This window comes from Micromonospora sp. NPDC005254 (assembly GCF_042872525.1).
Lineage (GTDB): Bacteria > Actinomycetota > Actinomycetes > Mycobacteriales > Micromonosporaceae > Micromonospora.
The window spans coordinates 196,580-222,723 of record NZ_JBIAKM010000008.1 but is presented as its reverse complement, the minus strand read 5'-3'; the positions used below and the strand labels follow the sequence as shown (position 1 = coordinate 222,723).

The 26,144-nt window shown below is 72.4% G+C and carries 29 protein-coding genes; 14 read left to right on the top strand and 15 right to left on the bottom strand.

The window, feature by feature from the left end; all coding sequences use genetic code 11:
- Positions 1-17: 17 nt before the first annotated feature.
- A complete protein-coding gene (locus tag ACFYPR_RS24345; RefSeq protein WP_355133576.1) occupies positions 18-707 on the bottom strand; it encodes a metal-dependent transcriptional regulator in 690 nt (229 codons plus the stop codon).
- A gap of 100 nt (positions 708-807) precedes the next feature.
- Here ACFYPR_RS24345 and ACFYPR_RS24340 point away from each other — a divergent pair, with 100 nt between their 5' ends.
- Genes ACFYPR_RS24340 through ACFYPR_RS24330 form a run of 3 tightly spaced genes read left to right on the top strand, consistent with a single transcriptional unit; the run spans position 808 to position 5,469 of the window.
- Positions 808-1,668 (top strand): sulfurtransferase, encoded by an 861-nt coding sequence (locus ACFYPR_RS24340; protein ID WP_387183954.1) that lies wholly within the window; start codon positions 808-810, stop codon positions 1,666-1,668.
- Between the two features lie 48 nt (positions 1,669-1,716).
- Entirely contained in the window at positions 1,717-2,898 is a 1,182-nt protein-coding gene (locus tag ACFYPR_RS24335; protein WP_355133580.1) for an acetoin utilization protein AcuC, read from the top strand.
- Between the two features lie 15 nt (positions 2,899-2,913).
- Positions 2,914-5,469 (top strand): GNAT family N-acetyltransferase, encoded by a 2,556-nt coding sequence (locus ACFYPR_RS24330; RefSeq protein ID WP_354861196.1) that lies wholly within the window; start codon positions 2,914-2,916, stop codon positions 5,467-5,469.
- Between the two features lie 10 nt (positions 5,470-5,479).
- On the opposite strand, the gene ACFYPR_RS24325 is transcribed toward ACFYPR_RS24330, so the two are convergent.
- A complete protein-coding gene (locus ACFYPR_RS24325) occupies positions 5,480-5,887 on the bottom strand; it encodes a VOC family protein (protein WP_355063990.1) in 408 nt (135 codons plus the stop codon).
- 107 nt (positions 5,888-5,994) lie between these two features.
- A complete protein-coding gene (sigB, locus tag ACFYPR_RS24320) occupies positions 5,995-7,011 on the bottom strand; it encodes an RNA polymerase sigma factor SigB (protein ID WP_355063988.1) in 1,017 nt (338 codons plus the stop codon).
- A gap of 232 nt (positions 7,012-7,243) precedes the next feature.
- Here sigB and ACFYPR_RS24315 point away from each other — a divergent pair, with 232 nt between their 5' ends.
- Entirely contained in the window at positions 7,244-8,032 is a 789-nt protein-coding gene (locus ACFYPR_RS24315) for a sporulation protein (RefSeq protein WP_355064060.1), read from the top strand.
- A gap of 91 nt (positions 8,033-8,123) precedes the next feature.
- Here ACFYPR_RS24315 and dtd read toward each other — a convergent pair whose 3' ends face one another.
- From dtd to ACFYPR_RS24295, 4 genes are all read right to left on the bottom strand, one after another.
- Positions 8,124-8,546 carry a D-aminoacyl-tRNA deacylase gene (gene dtd / locus ACFYPR_RS24310; RefSeq protein ID WP_354861190.1) on the bottom strand — a complete coding sequence of 141 codons (423 nt, stop codon included), beginning with the start codon at positions 8,544-8,546 and terminating at the stop codon, positions 8,124-8,126.
- A 28-nt stretch (positions 8,547-8,574) separates the two neighbouring features.
- Entirely contained in the window at positions 8,575-10,059 is a 1,485-nt protein-coding gene (locus tag ACFYPR_RS24305; RefSeq protein ID WP_354861188.1) for a methyltransferase, read from the bottom strand.
- Between the two features lie 230 nt (positions 10,060-10,289).
- Positions 10,290-11,354, bottom strand: coding sequence for a macro domain-containing protein (locus ACFYPR_RS24300; RefSeq protein WP_387262636.1), 1,065 nt, complete (start codon positions 11,352-11,354; stop codon positions 10,290-10,292).
- A gap of 5 nt (positions 11,355-11,359) precedes the next feature.
- Positions 11,360-12,016: a DUF4433 domain-containing protein gene (locus tag ACFYPR_RS24295; protein WP_387262633.1), complete on the bottom strand. Its 657-nt coding sequence runs from the start codon at positions 12,014-12,016 to the stop codon at positions 11,360-11,362.
- Between the two features lie 159 nt (positions 12,017-12,175).
- Between ACFYPR_RS24295 and ACFYPR_RS24290 the strand changes: the two genes are divergently transcribed.
- Positions 12,176-12,763: an HhH-GPD-type base excision DNA repair protein gene (locus tag ACFYPR_RS24290; protein WP_387262631.1), complete on the top strand. Its 588-nt coding sequence runs from the start codon at positions 12,176-12,178 to the stop codon at positions 12,761-12,763.
- Between the two features lie 3 nt (positions 12,764-12,766).
- Here the strand turns inward: ACFYPR_RS24290 and ACFYPR_RS24285 are convergent, their stop codons facing one another.
- Together ACFYPR_RS24285 and ACFYPR_RS24280 are read right to left on the bottom strand one after the other, a co-directional pair.
- Positions 12,767-13,078, bottom strand: a complete 312-nt coding sequence (locus ACFYPR_RS24285) for a hypothetical protein (protein ID WP_354861218.1) — start codon at positions 13,076-13,078, stop codon at positions 12,767-12,769.
- A 13-nt stretch (positions 13,079-13,091) separates the two neighbouring features.
- Positions 13,092-13,379, bottom strand: coding sequence for a hypothetical protein (locus tag ACFYPR_RS24280; RefSeq protein WP_354861181.1), 288 nt, complete (start codon positions 13,377-13,379; stop codon positions 13,092-13,094).
- 104 nt (positions 13,380-13,483) lie between these two features.
- Between ACFYPR_RS24280 and ACFYPR_RS24275 the strand changes: the two genes are divergently transcribed.
- A complete protein-coding gene (locus ACFYPR_RS24275; RefSeq protein ID WP_354861180.1) occupies positions 13,484-13,843 on the top strand; it encodes a DUF3099 domain-containing protein in 360 nt (119 codons plus the stop codon).
- A gap of 63 nt (positions 13,844-13,906) precedes the next feature.
- On the opposite strand, the gene ACFYPR_RS24270 is transcribed toward ACFYPR_RS24275, so the two are convergent.
- Positions 13,907-14,806: a carbohydrate kinase family protein gene (locus tag ACFYPR_RS24270; protein ID WP_387262628.1), complete on the bottom strand. Its 900-nt coding sequence runs from the start codon at positions 14,804-14,806 to the stop codon at positions 13,907-13,909.
- Entirely contained in the window at positions 14,803-15,738 is a 936-nt protein-coding gene (locus tag ACFYPR_RS24265) for a pseudouridine-5'-phosphate glycosidase (RefSeq protein WP_355133596.1), read from the bottom strand. Before ACFYPR_RS24265 ends, ACFYPR_RS24270 begins: the two co-directional genes overlap by 4 nt.
- Before the next feature lie 88 nt (positions 15,739-15,826).
- Here ACFYPR_RS24265 and ACFYPR_RS24260 point away from each other — a divergent pair, with 88 nt between their 5' ends.
- The 3 genes from ACFYPR_RS24260 (at position 15,827) to ACFYPR_RS24250 (ending at position 18,663) form a co-directional block, all read left to right on the top strand.
- A complete protein-coding gene (locus ACFYPR_RS24260) occupies positions 15,827-16,045 on the top strand; it encodes a DUF3039 domain-containing protein (RefSeq protein WP_007456912.1) in 219 nt (72 codons plus the stop codon).
- A gap of 40 nt (positions 16,046-16,085) precedes the next feature.
- On the top strand, positions 16,086-16,748 hold the full coding sequence (locus ACFYPR_RS24255; protein WP_354863159.1) for a trimeric intracellular cation channel family protein: 663 nt from the start codon (positions 16,086-16,088) through the stop codon (positions 16,746-16,748).
- A gap of 181 nt (positions 16,749-16,929) precedes the next feature.
- Positions 16,930-18,663 (top strand): DEAD/DEAH box helicase, encoded by a 1,734-nt coding sequence (locus ACFYPR_RS24250; protein WP_387262624.1) that lies wholly within the window; start codon positions 16,930-16,932, stop codon positions 18,661-18,663.
- 118 nt (positions 18,664-18,781) lie between these two features.
- On the opposite strand, the gene ACFYPR_RS24245 is transcribed toward ACFYPR_RS24250, so the two are convergent.
- Together ACFYPR_RS24245 and ACFYPR_RS24240 are read right to left on the bottom strand one after the other, a co-directional pair.
- A complete protein-coding gene (locus ACFYPR_RS24245; protein WP_234587953.1) occupies positions 18,782-19,015 on the bottom strand; it encodes a hypothetical protein in 234 nt (77 codons plus the stop codon).
- 245 nt (positions 19,016-19,260) lie between these two features.
- Positions 19,261-20,877 (bottom strand): RNA polymerase sigma factor, encoded by a 1,617-nt coding sequence (locus tag ACFYPR_RS24240; RefSeq protein WP_355133600.1) that lies wholly within the window; start codon positions 20,875-20,877, stop codon positions 19,261-19,263.
- A 288-nt stretch (positions 20,878-21,165) separates the two neighbouring features.
- Between ACFYPR_RS24240 and ACFYPR_RS24235 the strand changes: the two genes are divergently transcribed.
- Positions 21,166-21,987: an inositol monophosphatase family protein gene (locus ACFYPR_RS24235; protein ID WP_354862506.1), complete on the top strand. Its 822-nt coding sequence runs from the start codon at positions 21,166-21,168 to the stop codon at positions 21,985-21,987.
- A gap of 58 nt (positions 21,988-22,045) precedes the next feature.
- Here the strand turns inward: ACFYPR_RS24235 and ACFYPR_RS24230 are convergent, their stop codons facing one another.
- Complete coding sequence (locus ACFYPR_RS24230; RefSeq protein ID WP_354862507.1) at positions 22,046-22,564, bottom strand: LytR C-terminal domain-containing protein; 519 nt, start codon at positions 22,562-22,564, stop codon at positions 22,046-22,048.
- 435 nt (positions 22,565-22,999) lie between these two features.
- On the opposite strand from ACFYPR_RS24230, the gene ACFYPR_RS24225 reads away from it, so the two are divergent.
- Together ACFYPR_RS24225 and ACFYPR_RS24220 are read left to right on the top strand one after the other, a co-directional pair.
- Positions 23,000-23,296: a DUF4193 domain-containing protein gene (locus ACFYPR_RS24225; protein WP_007075406.1), complete on the top strand. Its 297-nt coding sequence runs from the start codon at positions 23,000-23,002 to the stop codon at positions 23,294-23,296.
- 120 nt (positions 23,297-23,416) lie between these two features.
- A complete protein-coding gene (locus ACFYPR_RS24220) occupies positions 23,417-24,214 on the top strand; it encodes a hypothetical protein (protein ID WP_387262621.1) in 798 nt (265 codons plus the stop codon).
- A gap of 19 nt (positions 24,215-24,233) precedes the next feature.
- On the opposite strand, the gene ACFYPR_RS24215 is transcribed toward ACFYPR_RS24220, so the two are convergent.
- The gene (locus tag ACFYPR_RS24215; RefSeq protein WP_387183984.1) at positions 24,234-24,767 is read right to left on the bottom strand and encodes a DUF3093 domain-containing protein; all 534 of its coding nucleotides are present in this window, start codon (positions 24,765-24,767) and stop codon (positions 24,234-24,236) included.
- An 84-nt stretch (positions 24,768-24,851) separates the two neighbouring features.
- Here ACFYPR_RS24215 and dut point away from each other — a divergent pair, with 84 nt between their 5' ends.
- Both dut and ACFYPR_RS24205 read left to right on the top strand, forming a co-directional pair.
- Positions 24,852-25,388: a dUTP diphosphatase gene (gene dut / locus ACFYPR_RS24210; protein WP_354862500.1), complete on the top strand. Its 537-nt coding sequence runs from the start codon at positions 24,852-24,854 to the stop codon at positions 25,386-25,388.
- 25 nt (positions 25,389-25,413) lie between these two features.
- A complete protein-coding gene (locus tag ACFYPR_RS24205) occupies positions 25,414-26,088 on the top strand; it encodes a DUF3710 domain-containing protein (protein ID WP_354862498.1) in 675 nt (224 codons plus the stop codon).
- Positions 26,089-26,144 lie beyond the last annotated feature (56 nt).

The following is a 26,144-nucleotide window of genomic DNA, read 5'->3' as shown; positions in this document are numbered from 1 at the left end:
CCCGGGTGGGCGGCCGGTCAGTTGGCGGCGACGAAGACCCGGGAGGCGACCTCGCGAGGCAGCCGCACCCGGTCGCCGGAGCGGTCGATCGACACCCCGTCGCGCTCCTGGGCCACCGTCACCGTGGCGCCCGGGTCCACCCCGGCGGCGTGCAGCTGGCGCAGCACGTCGGCGTCCTTCTGCACGCTCTCGCAGATCCGCCGCACCACGACCGGCCCGGAGAGGCCGGGGAAGGCCAGGTTGCGCTCGCCCTCGGCGGCCTCGGTGGTCTCCGCCTCGGCCGACCCCAGCTCCGCAAGCCCGGGGATCGGGTTGCCGTACGGGGAGCGGGTCGGCCGGTTGAGCAGGTCGTACACCCGCTTCTCCACCGCGTCGCTCATCACGTGCTCCCAACGGCAGGCCTCCTCGTGGGCCTCCTCGTAGGGCATCCCGATGACGTTGACCAGCAGCAGCTCGGCGAGGCGGTGCTTGCGCATCACGGAGACGGCGCTGCCCCGGCCGAGCGCGGTGAGCGTCAGGTGCCGGTCGCCCTCGACGGTGAGGAGGCCGTCGCGCTCCATCCGGGCGACGGTCTGGCTCACGGTGGGGCCGCTCTGCTGCAGCCGTTCGGCAATCCGGGCGCGCAGGGGCGGCACCCCCTCCTCCTCCAACTCGAGGATGGTGCGCAGGTACATCTCGGTCGTGTCGACCAGGTCGTGAGACTTCATAACGTCAGCGGCCCTCCGGTGCACGATGCTACCCCGCTGCGTGGCCGACGACCGCCGCCGAACCGCGTAATGCCGACCCGGATGGTGTTGGATGGTCGCCATGTCCGGTACCGAGGAGTTGCTTGTCGAGGTCGATCAGCTCGCCGTCGAACTCGACCACGCCGACCCGCCCACCCTCCTCGACGTCCGCTGGCGGCTCACCGGCCCGCCCGGCCACGACGACTACCTGGCCGGTCACCTGCCCGGCGCGGTCTTCGTCGATTTGGACACCGCGCTGTGCGGGCCGCCCGGGGTCGGCGGCCGGCACCCGCTGCCCGATCCGGGCGCGCTACAGGCCGCGCTGCGGGCCGCCGGCGTCCGCGCCGGTCACCCCGTGGTGGTGTACGACGGCGGTGACGGCCTGGCCGCCGCGCGCGCCTGGTGGACGTTGCGCTGGGCCGGGCACCGGCCGGTGCGCCTGCTGCACGGTGGCTTCCCGGCCTGGGTCGCCGCCGGACGACGGGTCTCCACCACCGCGCCCGCCCCGGCCGACGGCGACGTCGAGGTGCGCCCCGGTGATCTTCCGGTGCTGGATGCCGGGCAGGCCGCCGCGCTGGCTGCCGCCGACGACGCCGTGCTGCTCGACGTGCGCGCGGCGCCCCGCTACGCCGGCGAGGTCGAGCCGATCGACCCGGTCGCCGGTCACGTGCCCGGCGCGGCCAACCTGCCCGCCGGCGAGTACGTGGGCGCCGACGGGCGCTTCCCGGCCGCCGACGTGCTGCGCGAGCGGTTCGCCGCGGTCGGCGCGACCGGGGCGCGGACGGTCGGGGCGTACTGCGGCTCCGGGGTGACCGCCGCGCAGGCGGTCCTCGCGCTGCACCTGGCCGGCCGCACGGACGCCGCGCTCTACGTGGGTTCGTGGAGCAACTGGGTCGCCGACCCGGCCCGGCCGGTCGCCTCCGGGCCGACACCCGGCCGCTGACCAGCGCGTGCGGTGGGCCGACGACGGTCCCCGTGCGACGATGAGCTCATGTCCGACGACACGGTAGTGGTGTGGGACCCCTCGCTGCTCGCCTACGACATGGGTGACCATCCGCTCGACCCGGTCCGGGTGGAGCTGACCGTCGCGCTCGCCCGGGAGCTGGGCATCCTGGATCGTCCCGGGGTGCGCGTGGTCAAGCCGGAGCCCGCCGACGACTCCCTGCTCACCCGCGTGCACCACCCGGCCTACCTGGCCGCGGTGCGGGCCGCGCCGCGTGACCCGCTGTTCGCCGGGTACGGGCTGGGCACCTCCGACAACCCGGTCTTCGAGGGGATGCACGAGTCCAGCGCGTTGATCGCCGGCGCGACCGTGACCGCGGCCGAGGCGGTCTGGCGCGGTGACGCCCGCCGGGCCGTGAACGTGGCCGGTGGGCTGCACCACGCGATGCCCGCCCGCGCGTCCGGCTTCTGCGTCTACAACGACCCGGCGGTGGCCATCGCCCGCCTGCTGGATCTGGGCGCCGAGCGCATCGCGTACGTCGACGTGGACGTGCACCACGGCGACGGGGTGCAGCAGATCTTCTGGGACGACCCCCGGGTGCTCACGGTCAGCCTGCACGAGACGCCGCTCGCGCTCTTTCCGGGCACCGGCTTCCCGGACGAGACCGGCGGGCCGGGCGCGCAGGGCAGCGCGGTGAACATGCCGCTGCCGCCCGGCGTCGACGACACCGGCTGGCAGCGGGCGTTCCACGCGATCGTGCCGTCGGTGCTGCGCGCGTTCCGGCCGCAGGTGCTGGTGAGCCAGTGCGGCGCGGACGGGCACCGACTGGATCCGCTGGCCGACCTGAACCTGACGGTGGACGGGCAGCGCGCGACCTACCTGGCGTTGCGGGCGCTCGCCGACGAGCTGTGCGAGGGCCGCTGGGTGGCCACCGGCGGCGGCGGGTACGCGCTGGTCGAGGTCGTGCCCCGAGCCTGGAGCCACCTGTTGGCCGTGGCGACCGGTGACCCGATCGACCCGGCGACGCTCACCCCGCCGGGCTGGCGTGAGCTGGCCGCGGCCCGTCGGCCGGGCCGGGAGATTCCGCTGCGGATGACCGACGACGCGGACCCGTCGTACGAGCCGTGGCAGCCGACGGGCGAGCCGAACGCGGTGGACCGGGCGATCGCGGCGACCCGCAAGACCGTCTTCCCGCTGCTCGGGCTCGACCCGTACGACCCGCGGGACTGAGCCGGGCCGTTTCCTGTGACGACCGTGGACCAGCCGGTGGACGTGCTGCTCAGCGACGGCAGCACCGTCCAGTTGCGACCGATCAGGCCGGACGACGCGCCGGCGATCGTGGCGATGCACAGCCGGTTCTCCGAGCGCACCCGCTACCTGCGCTACTTCTCGCCGTACCCGCGCATCCCGGAACGGGATCTGATCCGGTTCGTCACGGTCGACCACCACGACCGGGAGGCGTTCGTGGTGCTGGCCGGGGACCGGCTCGTCGCCGTCGGCCGGTACGAGCGGCTCGGCCCGCAGGCGCCGGAGGCGGAGGTCGCCTTCGTGGTCGAGGACGCCTTCCAGGGCCGGGGCATCGGCCCGGTGCTGATGGAGCACCTGGCCGACGCCGCGCGGCGCAACGGCATCCTGAGCTTCGTCGCCGAGGTGCTGCCGGCCAACGGGACGATGCTGCGGGTCTTCTCCGACTTCGGCTACCAGGTGCAGCGCGCGTACGCCGACGGGGTGGTGCACCTGAGCTTCCCGATCGCCCCGACGGAGGCGACCCTGGAGGTGCAGCGCGGCCGGGAGCACCGCACCGAGGCCCGCTCGATCGCCCGGCTGCTCGCCCCGCGAGGCATCGCCGTCTACGGCGCGAGCGCCACCGGCCAGGGCGTCGGCGCGGCCGTGCTCGGGCACCTGCGCGACGGCGGGTTCACCGGCGCGGTGGTGCCGGTGCACCCGAGCGCGTCGACGGTGGCGGGGCTGCCTGCGTACCCCTCGGCGGTCGACGCCGGGGTCGCGGTGGACCTGGCGGTGGTGGCGGTCCCGCCGGAGGCGGCGACCGCGGTGGTCGCGGACGCGGCCGCCGCCGGGGTGCACGGCCTGGTCGTGATCTCGGCCGGCTTCGCCGAGGCCGGCCCGGAGGGCGCGGCCAGGCAACGTGCGCTGGTCCGCGCGGCGCACGCCGCCGGGATGCGCGTGGTGGGCCCGAACTGCCTGGGCGTGGCCAACACCGACCCGACGGTACGCCTCAACGCCACCCTCGCCCCGGCGCTGCCGCCGGCCGGTCGGGTCGGCATCTTCAGCCAGTCCGGCGCGTTCGGGGTGGCGCTGCTCGCCGAGGCGGACCGGCGTGGCCTCGGGCTGTCCAGCTTCGTGTCGGCCGGCAATCGGGCCGACGTGTCGGGCAACGACCTGCTGCAGTACTGGCAGGACGACCCGGGCACCGACGTGATCATGTTGTATCTGGAGACGTTCGGCAATCCGCGCAAGTTCGCCCGGCTGGCCCGGCGGATCGGCCGGGCGAAACCGGTCGTGGCGCTTGCCTCGCCGGCCCGCCCGGCCGGTGTGGGCGACACCGCCGGCCCGGACGAGGTGGCGGTGGCCGCGCTGTTCGCCCAGTCCGGGGTGATCCGGGTGGACACCGTGCCGGAGCTGCTCGACGTGGGGGTGTTGCTGGCCAACCAGCCGCTGCCGGCCGGCGGCCGGGTCGGCGTGGTCGGCAACTCGTCGGCGCTGACCGGCCTGGCCGCCACGGCCTGTGTCGGGCAGGGCTTGACCGTCGCCGAGGGCTACCCGCGCGACGTCGCGCCGAGCGCCGGCGCCGACGAGTTCGCCGCCGCCCTCGCCGAGACGGCCGCCGACGACCGGGTGGACGCGCTCGTCGTGGTCTTCGCCCCGCCCCTGCCCGGCCAACGCACCGAGGTGGACGCCGATGTCACCGCCGCGCTGCCGGCCGCCCTCGCCCTGGGCAAGCCGACCGTGGCGACGTTCCTGGTCGGTCGATTGCCGGCCGGGGTGCCGGCGTACGCCGGCGTGGAGGAGGCCGTCCGGGCGCTCGCCCGGGTACACCGGTACGCCGAGTGGCTGCGCCGCCCACCCGGGGTCGCGCCCGAGCTGCCCGGGATCGACCGGGACGCCGCAGCGGCCGCGCTGCGCGGCGACGGCACCGACGCGGAGGCGCTGCTGGCCGCGTACGGCATCGAGACCGTCGCGTCGGTGCCCGTGGACTCGGTCGACGCGGCGGTCGACGCGGCGGCGCGGGTGGGTTACCCGGTGGCGCTCAAGGCCGCCGCCGCGGGGCTGCGACACCGGCTCGACCTGGGCGCGGTCCGCCTCGATCTGCCCGACGAGGCGAGCGTCCGCCGCGCGTACGCCGACATGGCCGCCGGCTTCGGCGCGGACGTGCTGGTGCAGCCGATGGTCCCGCCCGGTGTGGCCTGCGTGGTGGAGCTGGTGGAAGATCCGGCGTTCGGGCCGGTGGTCGGCTTCGGCCTCGGCGGGGTCGCCACCGAGCTGCTGGGCGATCGGGCCTGGCGGGCGGTGCCGCTGACCCACACCGACGCCGCCGAGCTGGTCGACGAACCCCGGGCGGCACCGCTGTTGCGGGGGCACCGGGGCGCCGCGCCGGTGGACCGGGCGGCGCTGGCCGACCTGCTGCTGCGGGTCGGTCAGCTGGCCGACGAGCAGCCCCGCGTGCGCTCGGTGACCCTCAACCCGGTGCTCGCCCGCCCGGACGGCATCTCGGTCCTGCACGCCCAGGTGCGGGTGGGCGGGGTGGCCGCCCGCCCGGACACCGGCCCCCGGCGCCTCTGACCGCGGCCGCTCAGGCGCGGCTGGAGATCTGCTGGACGCCCCAGGTGTTGCCGTCCGGGTCGGCGAAGAAGATGAAGCCGACGTTGTCCAGCGGGTCCGGCACCGGGCTCGGGTTCTGGCCCACCACCTGGATGTCGCTGACCTCCACGCCACGGGCGACCAGCTCCGCGTGGGCCCGCTTCAGGTCGGGCACCACCAGTTGCAGGCCCTTGAGCGAACCCGGCGGCATCTCCGGGACCACGCCCTTGCCGATCACGATCGAGCAGCCCGAGCCGGGCGGGGTCAACTGCACGATGCGGGCCTCGTCGCTGATCACCGTGTCGTGGTCGACGGCGAAGCCGAGCTGGTCGGCATAGAACGTCTTCGCCCGGTCCAGATCGGAGACCGGCACGATCACCACTTCCAACGTCCAGTTCATGGCACTCTCCTCGCTCGTCGCGGCGCCGGTCGGCGCCACAGTCAAGCACCCCGACAGCAGGAAAGGTCCCGGCGAACCGCCGGGACCTTTCCTGCTCATCCGGTGCGTCAGCAGGCGTACGCCTCCAGGCGCTGCGCCCGCTCCGGAGCGCGCAGCTTCAGCAACGTCACCTTCTCGATCTGCCGGATGCGCTCGCGGGACAGGCCGAACTCGCGGCCGACCTCGTCCAGGGTGCGCTGCCGGCCGTCGTCCAGCCCGAACCGGAGCCGGATGACCGCCTGCTCCCGCTGCGACAGCGTGGCCAGCACGATGCTCACCTCGTTGCGCAGTTCGCCCTGCGCGGCACCCTCGCCCGGGTCGGTGCGCGGGTCCACCGAGGCCACGAAGTCACCGAGCGCGCTCTCGCCGTCGTCGCCGACGGCCTGGTCCAGGCTGACCGGCTCGCGGTCGTACGAGATCAGCTCGATGACCTGGAACTCGGGGATGTCCAGGGCCCGGGCGACCTCGGCGACTCCTGGCTCGCGACCCAGCGTCACCGCCAGTTCCCGGCGGGCCCGGACCATCCGGTTGACCTGCTCGACCATGTGCACGGGAATGCGGATGGTGCGGGCCTGGTCGGCCATGGCACGGGTGATCGCCTGCCGGATCCACCAGGTGGCGTACGTGGAGAACTTGTAACCCTTGGCGTAGTCGAACTTCTCCACCGCCCGGATGAGCCCGAGGTTGCCCTCCTGGATCAGGTCGAGGAAGGCCATCCCGCGTCCGGTGTAGCGCTTGGCGATGCTGACCACCAGCCGCAGGTTCGCCTCCAACAGGTGGTCCTTGGCGGCGCGGCCCTCGGCGACGATCAGCTCCAGGTCGGCCCGCAGCTCCTCGGAGACCGGGGTGCAGGTGGCGAGCTTCTCGTCGGCGAACAGGCCGGCCTCGATCCGCCGGGCCAGGTCGACCTCCTGCGCCGCGGTCAGCAGCTTCGTCCGGCCGATTCCGTTCAGGTACGCCCGGACCAGGTCGGTGGAGATGCCGCGCTCGTCGGTGGCGTCCAGGTCGGTGAGGGCCTCGGCGGCCCCGTTGGTCTCGGTGCTGGTGGCCGGGCGCGTCCGGTGTTCCGTCATCTGCAGGACCATCTCTGTCTCTCCCCGTGTCCACGTCTGTGCCGTGTCTCCGGCCCAGTGGTGCCGGTGTGACACACAGCTTGGCGGGCAGAGCGTGAAACGGGAGTGAGGCGATCGGGCACCCGACAGGAATCCGGCCGGATCGTTGCCGCGGTGTGTCATCCCGGCGGTTGCGTGCCCGGCCCGGCTACGTTGCGGACGGTCGGCCGCCCCGGGTCGGCGTGGTCCGACGATGGAGGACGGTGTGGTCTTCAAGCGGCTCATGAAGGCGATGGGGGTCGGCGGCCCCTCGGTCGAGACGGTGCTCGCCAACCCGAACTGCCGCCCCGGCGGGCAGTTGGAGGGCCACGTCCAGGTGCTCGGCGGCGACCATCAGGTCGACATCGACGACGTCACGCTCGGCCTGGTCACCCGGGTCGAGGTGGAGAGCGGCGGCAACGACTACGACACCACCCAGGAGTTCCACCGCCAGCGGGTCACCGGTGCGTTCCGGCTGGAGCCGGGGCAGCGCCACGATCTCCCGTTCCGCTTCGACGTGCCCTGGGAGACACCCGTCACCGAGCTGTACGGGCAGCACCTGCACGGCATGACGATGGGGCTGCGGACCGAGCTGGAGGTCGCCCGCGCCGTCGACACGGGTGACCTGGACGCCGTGTCGGTGCACCCGCTGCCCGCCCAGGAGCGGCTGCTGGAGGCGCTGCTGCGGCTGGGCTTCCGGTTCGCGCGCGCCGACGTGGAGCGTGGACACCTCTACGGCGTACGGCAGACGTTGCCCTTCTACCAGGAGATCGAGTTCAGCCCGGCACCGCAGTACGCCCGCTCGATCAACCAGTTGGAGGTCACCTTCATCGCCGACGCGCGACAGATGCAGGTGGTGCTGGAGGTCGACAAACGCGGCGGCGTCTTCACCGAGGGCCGGGACGCCTTCGGCCGGTTCACGGTCGAGCACGCCACCGCCGACAACACCGACTGGACCGCCGAACTGGACACCTGGCTCCGCCAGTCCCTGTCCCGCCGAGGCCTCTTCTCCTGACCCCCGGCTGCCCCGGTGATCAAGAGCTTTGCGTCACCTTGGGGCCGGATTCTGACGCAAACCTCTTGATCACCGGGAAGAGGGGCGGGGGTCAGAGGTCTAGGAGGAGGGTTTGGGGGCCTATGTTGAGGCTTTCCACCAGCATGTGGGCTCGGAAGCGGCCCGTTTCGACCTTGGCGCCTCGTTCGCGTAGGGCGTCGACCACCGCTGTCACCAGGGGTTCGGCGACCTCGGCGGGGGCTGCCGCCGTCCAGCTTGGACGGCGGCCCTTGCGGGCGTCGCCGTAGAGGGTGAACTGGCTGACCAGCAGGATCGGCGCGCCGGTGTCGGCGGCGGACCGTTCACCGTCCAGGATGCGCAGCTCGTGCACCTTGCGCGCCATGGTCTGAGCGGTCTGCGCGGTGTCGGTGTGGGTCACTCCGAGCAGCACCAGCAGGCCGTTCTCGATCGCGCCGACCACCTCGCCGTCGACGGTCACGCTGGCCCGCCCGACGGTCTGCACCACCGCCCGCATCAGCGTGCCACCGCGCACATCGCTGGCATCACGTGGTCACCGGTTCGATGAAGCCGCGCTCCACCAGGTGCGCGACGATCGGGCCGGCGGCCTCGGCCATCTCCGCGGGTTCGACGTCGTGGGCCGCCGCGAGCAGGGCGAGCTGGTCGCGCAGCGGCAGCCGGCCGTCGGCCCCACCGACCAGTGCCAGCACCAGCGGGTCGATCTCCTCGGTCCAGCGCAGGCCGTGCGGCATCGCGAGCACCTGCCGGTCCACCGCCCAGCCCTCGTCGCCCATGGTGGCCTCCTGACGCAGCTGGAGGCCGTCGGTGGCCCGGTAGCGCTCGGCGAGCAGCGCTTCGGTGTCGCGTACCCGCAGGAAGTCCTGGCGGTCGAACCAGGCGCCGATCTGGTCGCCCAGCGGCGGCTGGACCCGCTGACGCAGGTCCTCCACGCGGACCACCGGGTCGGCGTGCCCACCCTGGCGCAGAGACACGATGCCGAAGCCGATCGCCTCGATCTTGTGCGCGTCGAACCAGTCCAGCCAGACGGCCGCCCGCTGCGGGTCGGCGCCCTCGCCGACGTCGGTGAGCCACAGGTCGACGTACGCCATCGGGTCGGCCACCTCGCGCTGGATCACCCAGGCGTCCAGGCCGGTGCCGGCGAACCAGCCGGCCACCCGCTCGTCCCACTCCTCGCCGGCGACGTGCACCCAGTTCGCCAGGTACTGCATGGTGCCGCCCTCGGTGAGCAGGCCGGGGGCGGCGGAGGCCAGTTCGGCGGCGATCGCGTCACCCACCCGGCCCGAGTCGCGGTAGACGTGCGTGGTGGTGCCCGGACCGACCACGAACGGTGGGTTGCTCACCACCAGGTCGAAGCGACGGCCGGCCACCGGGGCGACCAGGTCACCCCGCAGCAGCTCCCAGTCCTGGCCGTTGAGAGCGGCGGTGGTCGCGGCGAAGCGCAGAGCCCGCTCGGAGAGGTCCGTGGCGGTCACCGTGTCGGCGTGGGTGGCCAGGTGCAGGGCCTGGACGCCGGAGCCGGTGCCCAGGTCCAGCGCGCTGCCCACCCGCCGGCGCACGGTCGCGCCGATCAGGGTCTGGGTGGCGCCGCCGATGCCCAGCACGTGCTCGGCGTGCAGCGGACGACCCGGCCGGGCGCTGGCCGGCACGTCGGCGAGCACCCACCAGTCGTCGCCGTACGGCTCCAGGTCGACGCCGGCACGCAGACCGCCGCCGTACCGCTCGACCAGCCCGCCCGCCAGCGCCTCCGCAAGGCGCAGCGGCGCCAGCGCGGCAGCCACCGCGGCCTCCGGCTCGGTCTGGTCGCAGATGAACACCCGGATCAGGGTGCCGAGCGGGTCGCCGTCCTCGGTGGCGCGCAGCGCGGCCCGGTAGTCGTTGCGGGAGACCGCAGCGGTGGCCTGCGCGCCCAGCCGCTCGGCGATGCCGTGGCTGGTGAACCCCGTTCGGGTCAGCGCGGTCCGCAGCGCGTCGACGCCGGCGGGGGAGAGCAGCATGTCGTGTTCGTCCACGCCCTCATCCTGCCTTTCGCCCCGCCCCGCGTCGGCAGCACCCGCCGGACGACTGCCGGAGCGTCGGTGTCTGCCCGAATCGGCGCGCCAGGCAAGATGGCAGGTATGACGCTCGTGCTGCCCATCGATCCGGAGGCCAACCGGCTGCTGGAGCGCAGTCCGCTGGCCCTGCTCATCGGAATGACCCTGGACCAGAGCCTGCCCTGCCCATAGGAAGTGACTCGTTCCTGTCAGGCTGGCAGAAGCTCATGCTCCTGGAGCCGGGCTGCGGCCACCCGTACGTGCTTGTCGGTGAACATGCGTGCCTTGCGCAGACTCCAAGACGCCACTCGATCGGCCAATTCGGCCGGTTCGGCTGTCGGAGGCGCCTGAATAGAGGCGAAGTGCACCGTGGCGAGTAGTTCGAGACTGTAAGGCGTTTCGAAGCTGTCGACCAGCTCAAGCAGCTCGTTGACGCGGCGGACGATCTCATCTTCGCCTCGTAGCGCAGTTTCGGCTGCCTCAACGCTCTGAGGAAGGGGGTTGATCGGCGCGAACTGAGTGACCGGTGCAGACCGGTCCCCTATGCCTGACAGGTAGTGGCCTTCAAGGCTGTCCAGCACGTGGCCAAGGGTCGGCGCGTAGGGCCCGTAGGTTCCCCGGTTGAACGCCAACTTCAGCGGTGTGCCTAGAACCTGGAGGAAGTAGGCGAGCTTCTGGATCTCCAACTCGCTGATCCCCTCCCGAACCTCCTGAAGCCGAGCACGGTCGAGATATCGGGCGATGGCGATCAGTAGTACGGCGCGGAGGGGGGTCAGGGCGGGGACTGGTGTTGCGTTCGGCATGGCGGCAGGCGCTGGAGCTCCTTCCGGAGCGAAGACCACGACGCGTACGTTAGGCATACGAGCGGCTGCCTGCTCAATCAACGGACGAACGTCGCTCCACCGCAAACCACCGTTGCCGCAGCCTAGGGCGGGTATGGCGACGGAAGTGATACCTCGCTCTTTGGCCACTTCTACCAGCGAGCCGAGGCCAGCAACGATGTCCTCTAGATGCGACCTGCCCCGCCAGTGTCCCTTGGTTGGAAAGTTCAGGATGTATCGCCGGTGGCCGAGTATGGCGTTGTCGAACGTCCAGACCTCGCCCAAGCGAACCTCACCCCTTGCGCAGGCAGCTCGGTAGGCGCGGAAGTTTGCCGGGAATGCCCGTTTGAACTGCAGAGCGATGCCCTTGCCCATTACACCCACCGTGTTGACCGTGTTGACGAGAGCGTCGACCTCAGCGGTGAGCAGGTTGCCGTGGCCATCTTCGATCATGCTTCTCACCTCCTTCCGTACCCGTAGTACCACTTGGGCCTGACGATAACGCGCTCCGTGAGTGGATGCCCTGCTAGGAGCGCCAGCACCCGCGACCGGTGATGATCATCGTGAACACCAACCCACTTGATCAGCCGCGTATCCAACTCCTGATGAACGAGGAATTCCGCCTGTCGCCTGCGTTGGCGGTCCATGTCTTCGGCGGTGTTGTTCCATCGCTCGGCTGTCATGAGCGGCCAGTCGACCATCTCGTTCAGCGCCCGGAGGTCGGCCGTGAACTCCGTGGTAGCGGTGGCGGCGTTGCCGTCGGTCCCGACCCATCCTGATGCGCCATCGACCGCAGATCCGACGGTAGTCAAGAGGTAGACCAGCGGCCGATCGCCCCCGGGATAGCAATTCGGCTTGCTGTCCCGGTGATCGCAGGCGATTCGGTACATCATGGGCGATCTGGGAGCAAAGTAGAACGGGACGTAGTCACCCACCTGTCCACCTGGCCCGGCGAGCACTGGTCGTCGTCGGCGAGACTCCTTGATTGCCCGGTCGCCGACCTCGGTGCGGGTAAGACCCTCGCGTGCAGTGATGTCGCACGCGACCCGGCCTGAACTGAAGATTGCTTCGATGTTGTCCACGTGCGTGAAGTGATAGATCCATCGGTCTCTCACGCTGACCCCGTCAGACACGTCGAGCCGTCACTTGGTTCGCCATCATGGCAGCTCGACTCCTGCGCGTCTGTTCACACCAGCCCGCAGACCCTATCGAACCTCGTTCCGATTGCTACCTACCCAACCGGCAGTACCGATCGGGTGCGGCATCATCAGAGCATGGCGCTGTCTCTTCCCATCGATCCGGAGGCCAACCGGCTGCTGGAGCGAAGTCCGCTGGCCCTGCTCATCGGCATGACCCTGGATCAGCAGGTGCCGATGGAGAAGGCGTTCTCCTCGCCGTACGTGCTCGCCCAGCGCCTCGGCCACGACCTGGACGCGGCGGAGCTGGCCGGCTACGACCCGCAAGCCCTGGTCGCGCTCTTCGCCCAGCCGCCCGCGCTGCACCGGTTTCCCAAGGCGATGGCGGCCCGGGTGCAGGAGGTCTGCCAGGTGCTCGTGGAACGCTACGACGGTGACGCGGCGCTGCTCTGGGCCGACGTCGCCGACGGGCCGGAGCTGCTGCGGCGGGTCGCCGGGCTGCCCGGCTTCGGCAAGCAGAAGGCGCAGATCTTCGTGGCCCTGCTCGGCAAGCGGTTCGGGGTGACCCCGCAGGACTGGCGGGAGGCGGCCGGTGGGTACGGCGATCCCGGCGCGTACCGGTCGGTGGCGGACGTCACCGACGCCGATTCGCTGCGCCGGGTGCGGGAGTACAAGCAGCAGATGAAGGCGGCGGCGAAGGCTGCGGCGAAGGCTGCGGGGGGCTGACGCTCAGGCGGCGGTCGGGTGGGCCAGCGACGCCAGCGCCCGCCGGACGTCGGCGAGGGAGACGGTGGCGGAGTCGTCCAGGTCGGCCAGGCCGGCCTCGATCCACTGCCGCATCAGGGTGGTGACCCCGATGCCCCGGGCGTCGGCGGCGGTGCGGACCCGCTCGTAGGTCTCCAGCGGCAGCCGCACCGATCGGCTCACCATCGGCACGTCGGTGTCGGGGGTGGGCAGGTCCACCGCCGGGCTGTCGTCGATCAGGTCGGCGAGCCGGTCGTCGCCGCTGTGGAACTGCTTGGTCGCGTCGTTACGGTGCATCGTCACGGCCTCCTCATCGGCGATCTCTCCGCACGGCCTCGTCGTAGCGCTTCGACTCGACGTCGCTCAGCTCGCGGGCGGAGAGGATGTCCCAGTCGTTGTCGGTGCCGTCGGCCTCGGCGAGCAGCACCGCCAGGCGGCGGCCCCGCCGGGCGGCGGCGTAGACCACCATCACGTCGTCGCCCAGGTGGCGGATGACCCGCCGAGGGCTGTGCAGCGCCTCCCAGACTTCCCCGGGAGTGACGTCGTAGACCCTCAGGTTGGCCAACGCCTCGTCGGTGAAGCTGAACCTGCTGCCCACATCGCGCAGCGTACCACGCGCGTAACACGTACCGGGCTGGGTCAATTTTCGCTGATCACGCTTCGGTGGTGACAGGATGGGGCGTAATCCCTTCGAGGAGGTCCATGGTGAAGCGTCAGGCGTACCAGCCGATACTGATCACCGATGCCTCGCGCAGCCAGAATGATCAGCTCACCAGCCGTCAACGCCGCTACGTCCTCATGATGGGCATCCGGGTGGCCTGCATCATCGCCGGCGCGATCCTGGTCGGCGCGAACGCCCCACTGCTCTGGGTCTGGCTGCCGCTGTGCGCCCTCGGCATGGTGCTCATTCCGTGGCTGGCCGTGCTGCTGGCCAACGACCGGCCGCCGAAGGAGGAGCACCGGCTGGCCAATCGGTTCCATCCCCGGCGGCAGGACGAGGCGCCGCCGATGAGTCTCACCGCCGACGAGCGCCCGCACAAGGTCATCGACGTCGAGCCCTGACCCGCGAGCGGGCCAGGGCTCGACCGTCACGGCCGTGCTGCGGCTGCGGCCGTGCGCCGGCCCTTACGGCTGCGGCCGTGCGCCGGCTGTGGAGACGGCCAGCGCGCCCAGGTCGGTGGCGCGGCTCAGTGCCGCGGTCGGGCTGGCGCCGGCGAGCCACGCGGTGAGCAGACCGGCCGCGAAGGCGTCGCCCGCGCCCGTGACGTCCACCACCGCCACCCGGCGGGCCGGAGCCGTGCAGACCGGCGTCGTGCGGTCGACCCACACCGCTCCCGCCGCGCCACGTTTGACCACCACCCGCCGAGCCGTCGCCGACAGCGCGCGCCCCTGTGCCGCCGGGTCCAGCCCGCCGGCCAGCACCGTGGCCTCGTCCGCGTTGACCAGCAGCAGGTCGACGTCGCGTACCCAACCCAGGAAGGTCCGTGCGCCGACCCGCCGCAGCGGCGCCGCGGACGCCGCGTCGACGCTTGTGGTGAGCCCGCGCTCGCGGGCGGCGGCCAGCGCCCGCAACCCCGCGCCTCGCGACCCGGCGTCCAACAGGGTGTACGCGGACAGGTGCAGATGCCCCGCGTCGGGCACCGCCGCGAGGGCCTTCTCCACGTGCTCGGCGCTCAACGCGAGGTTCGCGCCCCGCGACGTGACCATGGTCCGCTCGCCGTCGGCGGCCAGCACGATCACCGTGCCGGTCGGGGCGTCCAGCACCCGCTCGACCGCGCAGTCCACGCCCGCGCGGTCCAGCTCGGCCATCCGGTCGCGCCCGGCGTCGTCGTCGCCGACCGCGCCGACGAGCGTGACGGCCACCCCCTGCGCGGCGATCCAGGCGGCGGTGTTGGCCGCCTGCCCGCCGCCGCCGAAACTGATCTCGGCCCCGGTGTCCGAACCGGCCGCGAGCGGCCCGGACAGCACCGCCACCACGTCGGTGATCACGTCCCCGACGACGACCACGCGGGCCGGACGGGTCATGCCGGGACGGCGGAGGTGCGGGCGACCGCGGCGACCGCGATGCGCGCGGCCAGGTCGGCGTTGCGCAGGATGATCCGGACGTTCACCGCCAGGCTCGCGCCCTCGGTGGCCGAGTGGAAGTGCGCCAGCAGGTACGGCGTGACGGCCTTGCCGGTCACCCCGTCCCGCTCCAGCAGGGCCAGGCCCTCGGCGAGGGTCCGGTCGTGCAGCTCCGGGTCGAGCTGCTCGTCGACCGGCAGCGGGTTGGCGACGAGCAGACCCCCGAGGTGCACGGCGTGCCCGTCCCGGGCGGCCAGCACGGCGGCGACCTGCTCCGGCGAGTCCACCGACCAGTCCAGGTCGAAGCCCGCGTCGGTGAGATAGAAGCCGGGGAACCGGCGGGTGCGGTAGCCGATGACGGCGACCCCGAGGGTCTCCAGGCGTTCCAGCGTCGCGCCCACGTCGAGGATCGACTTGACCCCGGCGCAGACCACAGTGATCGGGGTCTGGGCCAGGGTGACCAGGTCGGCCGACTCGTCGAAGGTGTGCGCCGCCTCCCGGTGCACCCCGCCCAGGCCGCCGGTCGCGAACACGCCGATCCCGGCGGCGGCGGCCACCGCGCTGGTCGCCGCGACGGTGGTGGCGCCGTCCGCGCCGGTCGCCGCCGCCACGGCCAGGTCGCGGACGGAGAGCTTCGTCACGCCATCGACGGTGGCCAGCCGGGTCAGCTGCGCGTCGTCCAGGCCGACCACCAGCTCGCCACCGATCATGCCGATCGTCGCCGGCACCGCCCCGGCGTCCCGGACCGCCTGTTCGATCTCCCGAGCCACCCGCAGGTTCTGCGGACGGGGCAGGCCGTGCGAGACGATGGTGCTCTCCAGGGCGACGACGGGCCGGCCGTCGCGCAGGGCAACGGCCACCTCGGTGCCGTAGCTGATGCGAAAGTCAGTCACACCGGCACGGTACGGGGTGGGACCCCGACCGGGCTCAAGTGGACCCGGCCGTGATGACCTGCCAAACTTGACGGTTGGAGGTGCAGACGTGAGCACAGAGGTTCTCGAGCGTCCGGAACTGAAGGACGCCGACACCGGTCCCGAGATGTTCCATTACGTCCGCAAGGAGAAGATCGCCGAGAGTGCCGTCATGGGCACCTTCGTCGTCGCGCTCTGCGGGGAGACCTTCCCGGTCACCAAGGCGGCCAAGCCGGGCTCGCCGGTCTGCCCCAAGTGCAAGGAGATCTACGACTCGTACCGCGAGTGAACCCCGGCCGGCGCTCCGGCCGGCGACGTAGCCTGCGGCGGTGACCACCTCCACCGCCCTGCTCCTCGCCGACCTGACCGGAGTGGCGGTCTTCGCCGCCTCCGGCGCCTCGGCGGCGGTGGCCAAACGACTCGACCTGTTCGGCGTCGCGTTCGTCGGCTTCGTGGCCGCGCTCGGCGGCGGGATCCTCCGCGACCTGGTCATCGACGAGGTACCGCCGCTCGCCTTCGCCGACTGGCGGTACGCCGCCACCGCGGCGATCACCGCGCTCGCCGTCTTCTGGCTGCACCCACAGCTCGCCCGACTGCGCACCACGGTGCTGGTGCTCGACGCGGCGGGCCTCGGTCTGTTCACCGTCACCGGCACGCTCAAGGCGCTCGACGCCCGGGTGCCGGCGGTCGGCGCCTGCCTGATCGGCATGCTCACCGCGATCGGCGGCGGGCTCGGCCGGGACCTGCTGACCGCCGAGATCCCGGTGGTGCTGCGCCGGGAGATCTACGCGGTGGCCGCCCTGGCCGGATCGGTCGCGGTGGCGTTGCTGTACGTCACCGGCCACACCGGGCCGGCACCACTCACCGCCGCCGCTGTCGGGGTGGTCGGGCTGCGCCTGATCGCGTTGCGCCGCCGCTGGTCCGCCCCGGTGGCGACGCTGCGGCCACCGCGTGCGAACGGGGCCGATCCGCGCGCCGACCGGGAGTGGTGAGGCTGACCGTGCTCCGGTGGTGAATGTGACAGGCGTGGTGTCGCCTGGGCCCGCGGGGCCCGCGCTGGTTATGCTGAGTCGGCCTTCGCGGCAGCTTCTGCGCGGAGGCGTTTTCATGGGCGGCGGTACTCGTGGCCCTCGCCCGGTGTCCGCCCTCGTGCGGTCGGAGAGGAGCTTTCGCGTGGCAGCCCGGACGCCGGTGCTCGAGACGTTCCCGGCACTCCGTGCCTGGCAGCGCAAGGCCCTGGTGGAGTACCTGCGACGGCGTACCGAGGACTTCACCGCGGTCGCCACGCCGGGCGCCGGAAAGACCACCTTCGCCCTGCGGATCGCCGCCGAACTGCTCGGCGACGGCACCGTCGAGGCGGTCACCGTGGTCGCGCCCACCGAGCACCTGAAGAACCAGTGGGCCGAGTCCGCGGCCCGGGTGGGCATTCAGCTCGACGCCGCGTTCCGCAACGCCGACGTGCACTCGGCGGCCGACTTCCACGGCGCGGTGGTCACCTACGCCCAGGTGGGGATGGCCCCGCAGGTGCACCGGCGGCGCACCATGACCCGCCGCACCCTGGTCATCCTCGACGAGATCCACCACGCCGGCGACTCCCGCTCCTGGGGCGACGGCGTCAAGAACGCCTTCGAGCCCGCCGTACGCCGGCTGATGCTCACCGGGACGCCGTTCCGCTCCGACGACAACCCGATCCCGTTCGTCACCTACGAGCGGGGCGGTGACGGGCTGCTGCGCTCCCACGCCGACTCGGTCTACGGCTACGCCGACGCGCTGCGCGACGGAGTTGTCCGGCCGGTGCTCTTCCTCGCGTACTCCGGGGAGACCCGCTGGCGCACCAACGCCGGGGAGGAGTTGGCGGCCCGCCTCGGCGAGCCGATGACCCAGGATCTGGTGGCGCAGGCGTGGCGTACCGCCCTGGACCCGGCGGGGGACTGGATGCCCCAGGTGCTGCGAGCCGCCGACGCCCGACTCACCGTGCTGCGCAACGCCGGCATGCCCGACGCCGGTGGCCTGATCATCGCCACCGACCAGCAGACCGCCCGCTCGTACGCCAAGCTCATCGAGCAGGTGACCGGCGAGAAGGCCACCGTGGTGCTCTCCGACGACCAGGGCGCGTCCGCGCGGATCGCGACGTTCGCGGCGTCCGACCAGCGGTGGCTGGTCGCGGTGCGGATGGTGTCCGAGGGGGTCGACATCCCGCGACTGGCGGTCGGTGTCTACGCCACCAGCGCCAGCACCCCGCTCTACTTCGCCCAGGCGATCGGCCGGTTCGTGCGGGCCCGCCGCCCCGGCGAGACCGCGTCGGTCTTCCTGCCCAGCGTGCCGCACCTGCTCGGGCTGGCCAGCGAGATGGAGAACGAGCGGGACCACGTCCTCGGCAAACCCAAGGACTCCGACGGCTTCGACGACGAGCTGCTGGAACGGGCACAGCGTGACGACCAGGCCAGCGGGGAGTTGGAGAAGCGGTTCGCCGCGCTCTCGGCCACCGCCGAACTGGATCAGGTGATCTTCGACGGCGCGTCGTTCGGGACCGCCGCCCAGGCCGGCACCCCCGAGGAGGAGGAGTACCTCGGCCTGCCCGGCCTGCTCACCGCCGACCAGGTCTCCCTGCTGCTCACCAAACGGCAGGCCGACCAACTCGCCGCCCAGCGCCGCCGTAGCGCCGAGCGGGCCGCTCAGCCGGCCGCTGCGGCCACCGCGGCACCGCCGGTACCCATGAGTGCCGCCCAACGCCGGGTGGCGCTCCGGCGTCAACTGAACGCTCTGGTGGCCGCCCGGCACCATCGCACCGGCCAACCCCACGGCAAGATCCACGCCGAGCTGCGCCGGCTCTGCGGCGGCCCGCCGAGCGCCCAGGCCACCATCGAGCAGCTCGAGGAACGCATCGCCACCGTGCAGACCCTCTAGCCCCCGTGCACCGAGCGTGCGACGCCGGTGAGTCGCGGGGCGCGGTTGGGCAGAAAGTGAAAAGCCGACCGGAGGCGCCCCGTGGGGTGCCTCCGGCCGGCTATGTCGGTTTGCGGATTTAGTTCGCCATCAGATCGGCGCCACGCCAGCTGAAGTCGGGCTCCGTTGCGAACCGCTCGGTGATCTTCACGAGATCCTCCGCGTACTTGTTCGCGTGGTGCCCGCAGAACACCAGTTCGCTCCCACCCGCCAGGGTGATCCGGAGCTTGCCGGCAGCATTGCAGCGGTCGCACCGTTCATCGGCGGCTGGGGGAACCACCGTCTCGGGCGGCGGCGTGAGGGTCGAGTTCATCGCCTTCCTCCTCTGGTCGTCACCGATGAACAATCTCTTCGGTCGTTGCTCACCTATCGTGCAACACCCGTGCCGGGCACTGCCTTCCCTGTGTGCCCGCGGGGGACCGAGGTCACACATGGCAGGGACAGTGTGCCGTGAACCCAGGGTGCCACGTCAACGATCACATTCGTGCATCCGGACGATCACCATCTGGTGTTGCACACCAGGTGATCAAAACGACACGTCCGGTTGACGAAACCGGCTCAGTCCAGGTAATCCCGGAGGACCTGCGACCGGGACGGGTGACGCAGCTTGGACATCGTCTTGGACTCGATCTGCCGGATCCGCTCCCGGGTCACCCCGTAGACCTGACCGATCTCGTCCAGCGTCCGCGGCTGACCGTCGGTCAGGCCGAAGCGCAGGCGCACCACACCCGCCTCACGCTCGGAAAGCGTCTGCAGCACCTGCTGGAGCTGGTCCTGCAGGAGCGAGAACGAGACCGCGTCGACGGCGACCACAGCCTCGGAATCCTCGATGAAATCACCGAGCTGGCTGTCACCCTCGTCGCCGATGGTCTGGTCCAACGAGATGGGCTCCCGAGCGTACTGCTGGATCTCCAGCACCTTCTCGGGTGTGATGTCCATCTCCTTGGCCAGCTCCTCCGGCGTGGGCTCGCGGCCCAGGTCCTGGAGCAACTCGCGCTGTATGCGGCCGAGCTTGTTGATGACCTCGACCATGTGCACCGGGATGCGGATGGTGCGGGCCTGGTCGGCCATGGCGCGGGTGATGGCCTGCCGGATCCACCAGGTGGCGTACGTGGAGAACTTGTAGCCCTTGGTGTAGTCGAATTTCTCCACCGCGCGGATGAGGCCGAGGTTGCCCTCCTGGATGAGGTCCAGGAAGGCCATGCCGCGCCCCGTGTACCGCTTGGCCAGGGAGACGACCAGACGGAGGTTCGCCTCGAGGAGGTGGTTCTTGGCGCGCTCGCCGTCGCGGGAGATCCAGCCCAGGTCGCGGACCATCTCCCGGGCGAGCTTCTCCTCGCCCTCGTCGGCCGCGCGCAGCTGCTCGGCGGCGTAGAGCCCGGCCTCGATCCGCTTGGCCAGCTCCACCTCCTGCTCGGCGTTGAGCAGCGGGACCTTGCCGATCTGCTTCAGGTACGCCCGGACGGAGTCGGCGGAGGCGGTCAGTTCGGCGTCGCGCCGGGCCTGCTTGAGCGCCTCGGACTCCTCGTCGTCCCACTCGAAGTCGTTGTCGGTGGCCGACGCGGCGGCGTCGGTCTCGGCGGCCTGGGCCAGCTCGGCCGGCTCCTCCACCACCACGTCCTCGATGACGGCGGCGAGCTCCTCGGGGTCGATCTCACCCTCGGCGCCCTCGCCCTTGGCCTTGCCGCCGGCCTTGACCGGCTTGGCTCCGGCCGCCGCGGCGACAGTCGCCTTGGTGGCGCGGGTGGACTTGGTCGCCTTCGCCGGGGTGGCCGCGGCGGCGGCGACCTCGGCGGTGCTGCCGGCGGCCTTGCGAGCGGCCACCTTGCGCGGCGCCGGCGTCGACGGCGCCGCGTCGGAGGCGGGCGCCTGCTTCGGGGCGGGCGCGGCGGCCTTCTTGGTGGTCTTGGCGGTGGTGGCCCGGGACGCGGGGGTCGTCGAGCGGGCCGCGGCGACCCGGCGGCGGGTGCTCGCCGAGCCGTCCACCACAACGGTCACTCCCGCCTCGGAGAGCGCCCGCAGGATCTTCTTGGCCTGGGCCGGAGTCACCTCGGCGGTCTCGACGGTGCGCGCGAGCTGGGCCGACGTGAGCTGACCACCGGCGCTCTGCGCGTGGGCGATCAGGGTGTCGGTGAGCGAGCGAACGTCGGCGCCGGGCTGGCGGGGTTCTGTCACGAATGACCTTCCGGAGGCGAAGAGCGGGCACGGCCGGGTCGTCCGGCACAGCGTGGGGCAACCGGGCCGGGCGATGTGGTTGAGGGACCCCCGTGTCCCGGGCCGGCCGGTGGTCGGCGGTCCGTGGCGCGTGGGCAGGGGTGAATTGTAACGCCGTCTGCGGCGATCATCCTGCGCCGCACGGCGTAACGGCAGCGGGACCGCCGATTCGGCGCAGATGTGGACTTTGTAAGGATGATACTCGCGCACGGCCCGGAACGCCCCGGTCGTACGGGAAGGGACCCTGGAATGGACCGTTCGGCGCCGACACCGCGGGAACTGTTGGCGATCGCGCTCGACGTGGCGCGGGACGCCGCCGCCACCGCGTACCGGATGCGGGTCGAGGGCGTCTCCGTGGCGGCGACCAAGAGCACGGTCACCGACGTGGTCACGGCGGCCGACCGGGCCGTCGAGCGGCAGGTCCTCGACGCGCTGCGCGCGCTGCGGCCGGGGGACGCGGTCCTGGGCGAGGAGTACGGCACGGAGGACACCGGTCCGGCGGAGCCGGGCGGCGTGCGGTGGATCGTCGACCCGATCGACGGCACCGTGAACTACCTCTACGGGTTGCCGTACAGCGCGGTGTCGCTGGCCGCCGAGGTGGACGGGGTGGTGGTCGCCGGCGTGGTGCGCAACGTGCACACCGGCGAGGAGTGGACCGCCACCGCTGGTGGCGGCGCCTGGCGCGATGGCGTCCGGCTGCGCTGTTCCGGCGAGACGGATCTGGGGCAGGCGCTGGTCGGCACCGGCTTCGGCTATGACGCCGGCCGACGGGCGCACCAGGCGTCGGTGGTGGCCGGACTGATCGCGTCGGTGCGGGACATCCGCCGCCTCGGCGCCGCCGCCCTGGACCTCTGCCTGGTGGCGGAGGGGCGGCTGGACGCGTACTTCGAGAAGGGCCTGGCCGCCTGGGACCTGGCCGCCGGCGGGCTGGTGGCCGCCGAGGCGGGCGTGCGGGTCTCCGGCCTGGCCGGTCGCCCGCCCGGCCCGGACCTGGTGATCGCGGCCCCGCCCGCCCTCTTCGCCGGGCTGCACGACCGGCTGGCCGCCCTGGACGCCTCCGGCGGCCCCTGACCGCTCCGCCGGGGTGGACCCGGATGCTCGGCGCGGGGCGGACGGCCCGGTTACGCCGTCACTTCTTGGCGGCGGGGGACGGGCAGGAGCCCGCCGGCGCGACCGGTGGGCCCAGGTCGCCGAGGGACTGGTTGACCTCGGTGGTGGTGGCGAGCTGCTGGAAGCCGTTGCCCAACACCACGTCCACGGTGTCGTCGGTGCGCTTGTCGTCGTAGACCGGCTCGGCGTTGTTGAGGAAGTACGCCTTGAGCAGGTGGGCGGAGCTGACGCCCTTGGGGCCGAACTTCAGCACGGCGACGTCGTCGATGCCCTTGGGCGCGTTGCCGACCTTCTTGACCTGGAACTTGCGGTTGCGGAAGTCGTCGGCGACGGCGCCCGCCCGGCCCGGCTCGTCGGTCGCGTTCAAGACGTTGATCTTGACGTCCTTGGGCTCGTGCAGGGTGACGTCGGCCAACGGCCAACCGTCCGGGCAGCCGCCCGCCGCGCCGGCCTCGCCCTGGCTGTCGCGGACGATCGCGGTGATCACGAACGCCAGGGCCAGGACCCCCAGCAGGCCGACGACGACGAGTGCTCGCACTCGCGCAAAACTCATCTGGGCGCTCCCGGGACCTCAGGTGGGTGGCGGCGGCCGCCAACGATCGCACTGACCGCCGGCCGTCGAATACGCCGCTGAGGTTAACGGTTGTCCGGCCGTCGCGTGGAAACAGTCCGACATGCCGGCGCGCCGACCCTGAACCGGGTACTACTACCCCTATCTTCGTGTCGCCTGAATCACATTGGGAACAACTTCGCGTGCGGGGGCGTACATCTCAGCCGCAAGGGCGGTATACATGCCTCGCCCAAGGGGGGGTAAGGTTCCGCGCTCGCAGGGGAGTGGCCCCAGCGGTCCCGACCCGTACGGTCCCGCGGGTCGGGTGCCCGACACAAGTGGTTGCCGGCCAGCGGAACCGAAACAGCGTCGTCCGGCGTTACAACCGGAAGCGACAACATCGATATGGGAGAGTGACATCCGATGGCCACCGACTACGACGCCCCGCGTCGCGACGAGGTCGACCTCGGCGAGGACAGCCTGGAAGAGCTCAAGGCACGGCGCGTCGACTCACAGTCGGGCGCGGTGGACGTCGACGAGGCCGAGGTCGCCGAGAGCTTCGAGCTGCCCGGTGCCGACCTGGCCGACGAGGAGCTCACTGTCAAGGTGCTACCGATGCAGCAGGACGAGTTCCGGTGCGCCCGCTGCTTCCTGGTCCACCATCGCAGCCAGCTGGCGGTCGAGCGCAACGGCGAGCTGATCTGCCGAGAGTGCGTCTGACACTCACGACACCGGCGGCGGCCTCCTGATCGGGGCCGCCGCTACCGGTGTAGGCGTGCGACGCCGGTGGGTACCTGTTTGACTCGTAGCGGGTAGCCACACCACCGGGAGGTCCGACCCATGAGCGATCGAGGCGACACCACCGACGACGGCGCGGACGATCTCGGCGCCACCGTCGCGGCGTTGACCGCGGACGACATCGAGCCGGCCCGGCGGCGGCAACTGCTCACCCGGATGGTGGGGCAGGCCCGCAGCCGAGGCATTTCCGACCTGTTCAAGCCCCGCGCCGCCGTGCGCTGGATGACCGACACGGTGGCCGAGATCGCCCCGCACGTACCGGTGCGGGACCTGGCCACCCTGCGTCGACACTTTCCCGGCCTGGACGACGCCGCCCTGGCCGAGCGACTGATCCGCAACGCCTCCCGCGCCACCGCCGGGATCGGCGCGGCCGGCGGGGGAGTCGCCGCCGTCGAATGGACCGTCGCGCCCACGCTGCTCTCCGCGCCCGTGCTGCTCGCCGCCGAGACCGTCGCCGTCGTGGCGGTGGAGCTGAAACTGATCGGTGAGCTGCACGAGATCCACGGCGTGTCGCTGCCGGGCGCCGGCAGTCAACGGGCGGTGGCCCTGGTGCACTCCTGGGCCACCCAGCGCGGGGTCAACCCGATGGTGCCCGGTGTGGGCGTGGGCGCGGTGCTCGGCACCGCCGCCCGCAAGGAGATGCGGGACATGCTGCTGCGCCGATTCGGGCGCAACCTCACCACGCTCGGGCCGTTCCTGACCGGCGCGGCGGTGGCCAGCTTCCTCAACCGCCGGGCCACCCGGCAGATGGCCGACCAGCTCCAGGTGGACCTGCGCCGTCGCGGCATCGCCCGGCCGGCGCCGCCGCCGGCCCTGCCCGGCCCGCCGACGGGCACCTGAGCGGGGTCGTCGGCGTCGGTCAGCCCGGCTCGCCGGCCGTACGGTCGGCAGGCCGGCCGGCGTCCCGCGCGGCCAGCACCGTCTCGGCCAACTCGACCGGACGCCTCGTGCTCACCACCCAGAACGGGGTCGGGTCGGCCGGGTCGTCGAGCACCACCTGCACGGCGCCGCCGATCCAGGGCCGCTGCACCACGAAGGCGAGTGGGTCCGCGCCCACCCCGAGCACCTCACGGCGGCCGGCCACGTCCAACGGGATCACGTCGGCCACGAAGCGCACCGGCAGCCGGGCGTCGTCCACCCGCAACTCGGCGTCGGCGACCGCGACGCGGATCCGGCCCAGCCACCACAGCCCGGCGGCGGTGACCGGCAGCAGCACCGCGAAGGGCAGCCAGGCCCGGACGCCGGGGCCGCCCATCCAGATTTCGACGGCCAGCAGCGCGGCGGCCACCAGCCCGGTCAGCCACAGCCACCAGGGCAGGTCCAGCCGTTCGGCGTACGCCGGACGGGCCGGGGTTGGCGGCCGATCGGCGGACGGGGAGGGCGACATGCTCACTCCTGCGAGGGTACGGCGCACGGCGGGCCGGCCAACCGGCAGGATGGCAGGGTCACCGGAGACAACCGGACGAAGAGGGGACCCGTGACCGACGTCGTACCCGTGCCCGTACGGCTGCTCGATGCCGAGCTGCCGCTGCCCACGTACGCCCATCCCGGCGACGCCGGGGCCGACCTGGTGGCCGCCGCGGACGTGGAGCTGCCGCCCGGCGGTCGGGCCCTGGTGCCCACCGGCGTGGCCGTCGCCCTGCCGGACGGCTACGTGGGCCTGGTCCACCCTCGGTCCGGCCTGGCGGCCAGGCTCGGCGTGACGGTGCTCAACGCGCCCGGTACGGTCGACGCCGGCTACCGGGGTGAGATCATGGTCAACCTGATCAACCATGATCGGGACACGCCCGCGAAGATCTCCCGTGGCGACCGGATCGCCCAGCTCGTGGTCCAGCGGGTCGCGCGGGCGCGGTTCGAGCCGGTGGCCGAGCTGCCCGGGTCCTCGCGCGGGGCCGGCGGGCACGGCTCGACCGGCGGGCACGCCGGGCTGGTGCCGTCACCGGCCGGCCAGGAGTGGGCCGACCAGCGGCCGGCCGAGCCGGGCCACGGGCAGACGGAAGAGGTGGCAGGGTGATTGTGAACAGCGGAGGGTGGGCGCAGTGATCTTCTCCCGAAAGCGGGCCGATGCCGGGCGGCACACCCGCGACGAGCGGACCACCGAGGTCCTCGACGAGGGCACCGGGACGTCGGCGCCGGCGCTCGTGCGCGGGCCGTACGACATCTCCGAGGTCGACGACGACGTGCAGCGACTCGACCTCGGCAGCCTGCACATCCCGGCGGTGGCCGAGGTGGAGGTGCGGGTGCAGGCCGACCCGCAGGGCGTGATCCAGCAGGTGGTGCTGGTGCACGGGGACAACGCGCTGCAGCTCGGCGTCTTCGCCGCCCCCCGGTCCGAGGGGATCTGGGACGAGGTGCGCGAGGAGATCCGACAGTCGCTGCTGAGCGACGGCGCCGCCGCCCAGGAGGTCGAGGGCGAGTACGGCCCGGAGCTGCACGCCCAGGTGCGCACCCCGGACGGCCCGACGAACCTGCGGTTCGTCGGCGTCGACGGGCCGCGCTGGATGGTCCGGGGCGTCTTCCAGGGCCCGGTGGCCACCGACCCGGCCAGCGCCGGGCCGCTCGCCGAGTGCCTGGACGGCCTGGTGGTCGACCGTGGCCAGGAGGCGAAACCGGTCCGTGAGCCGCTGCCGCTGCGACTGCCCCGCGAGATCGCCGACCAGGCCGACGCCGAGGGCGGGGACACGTCCGCCGCCGCCGAGCCCCGCCAGGTCTGACCGAGCGCCCACCGGCCCGCCGGAACCGGCCCCGTCGGCGTACGCTGGCGGGACGG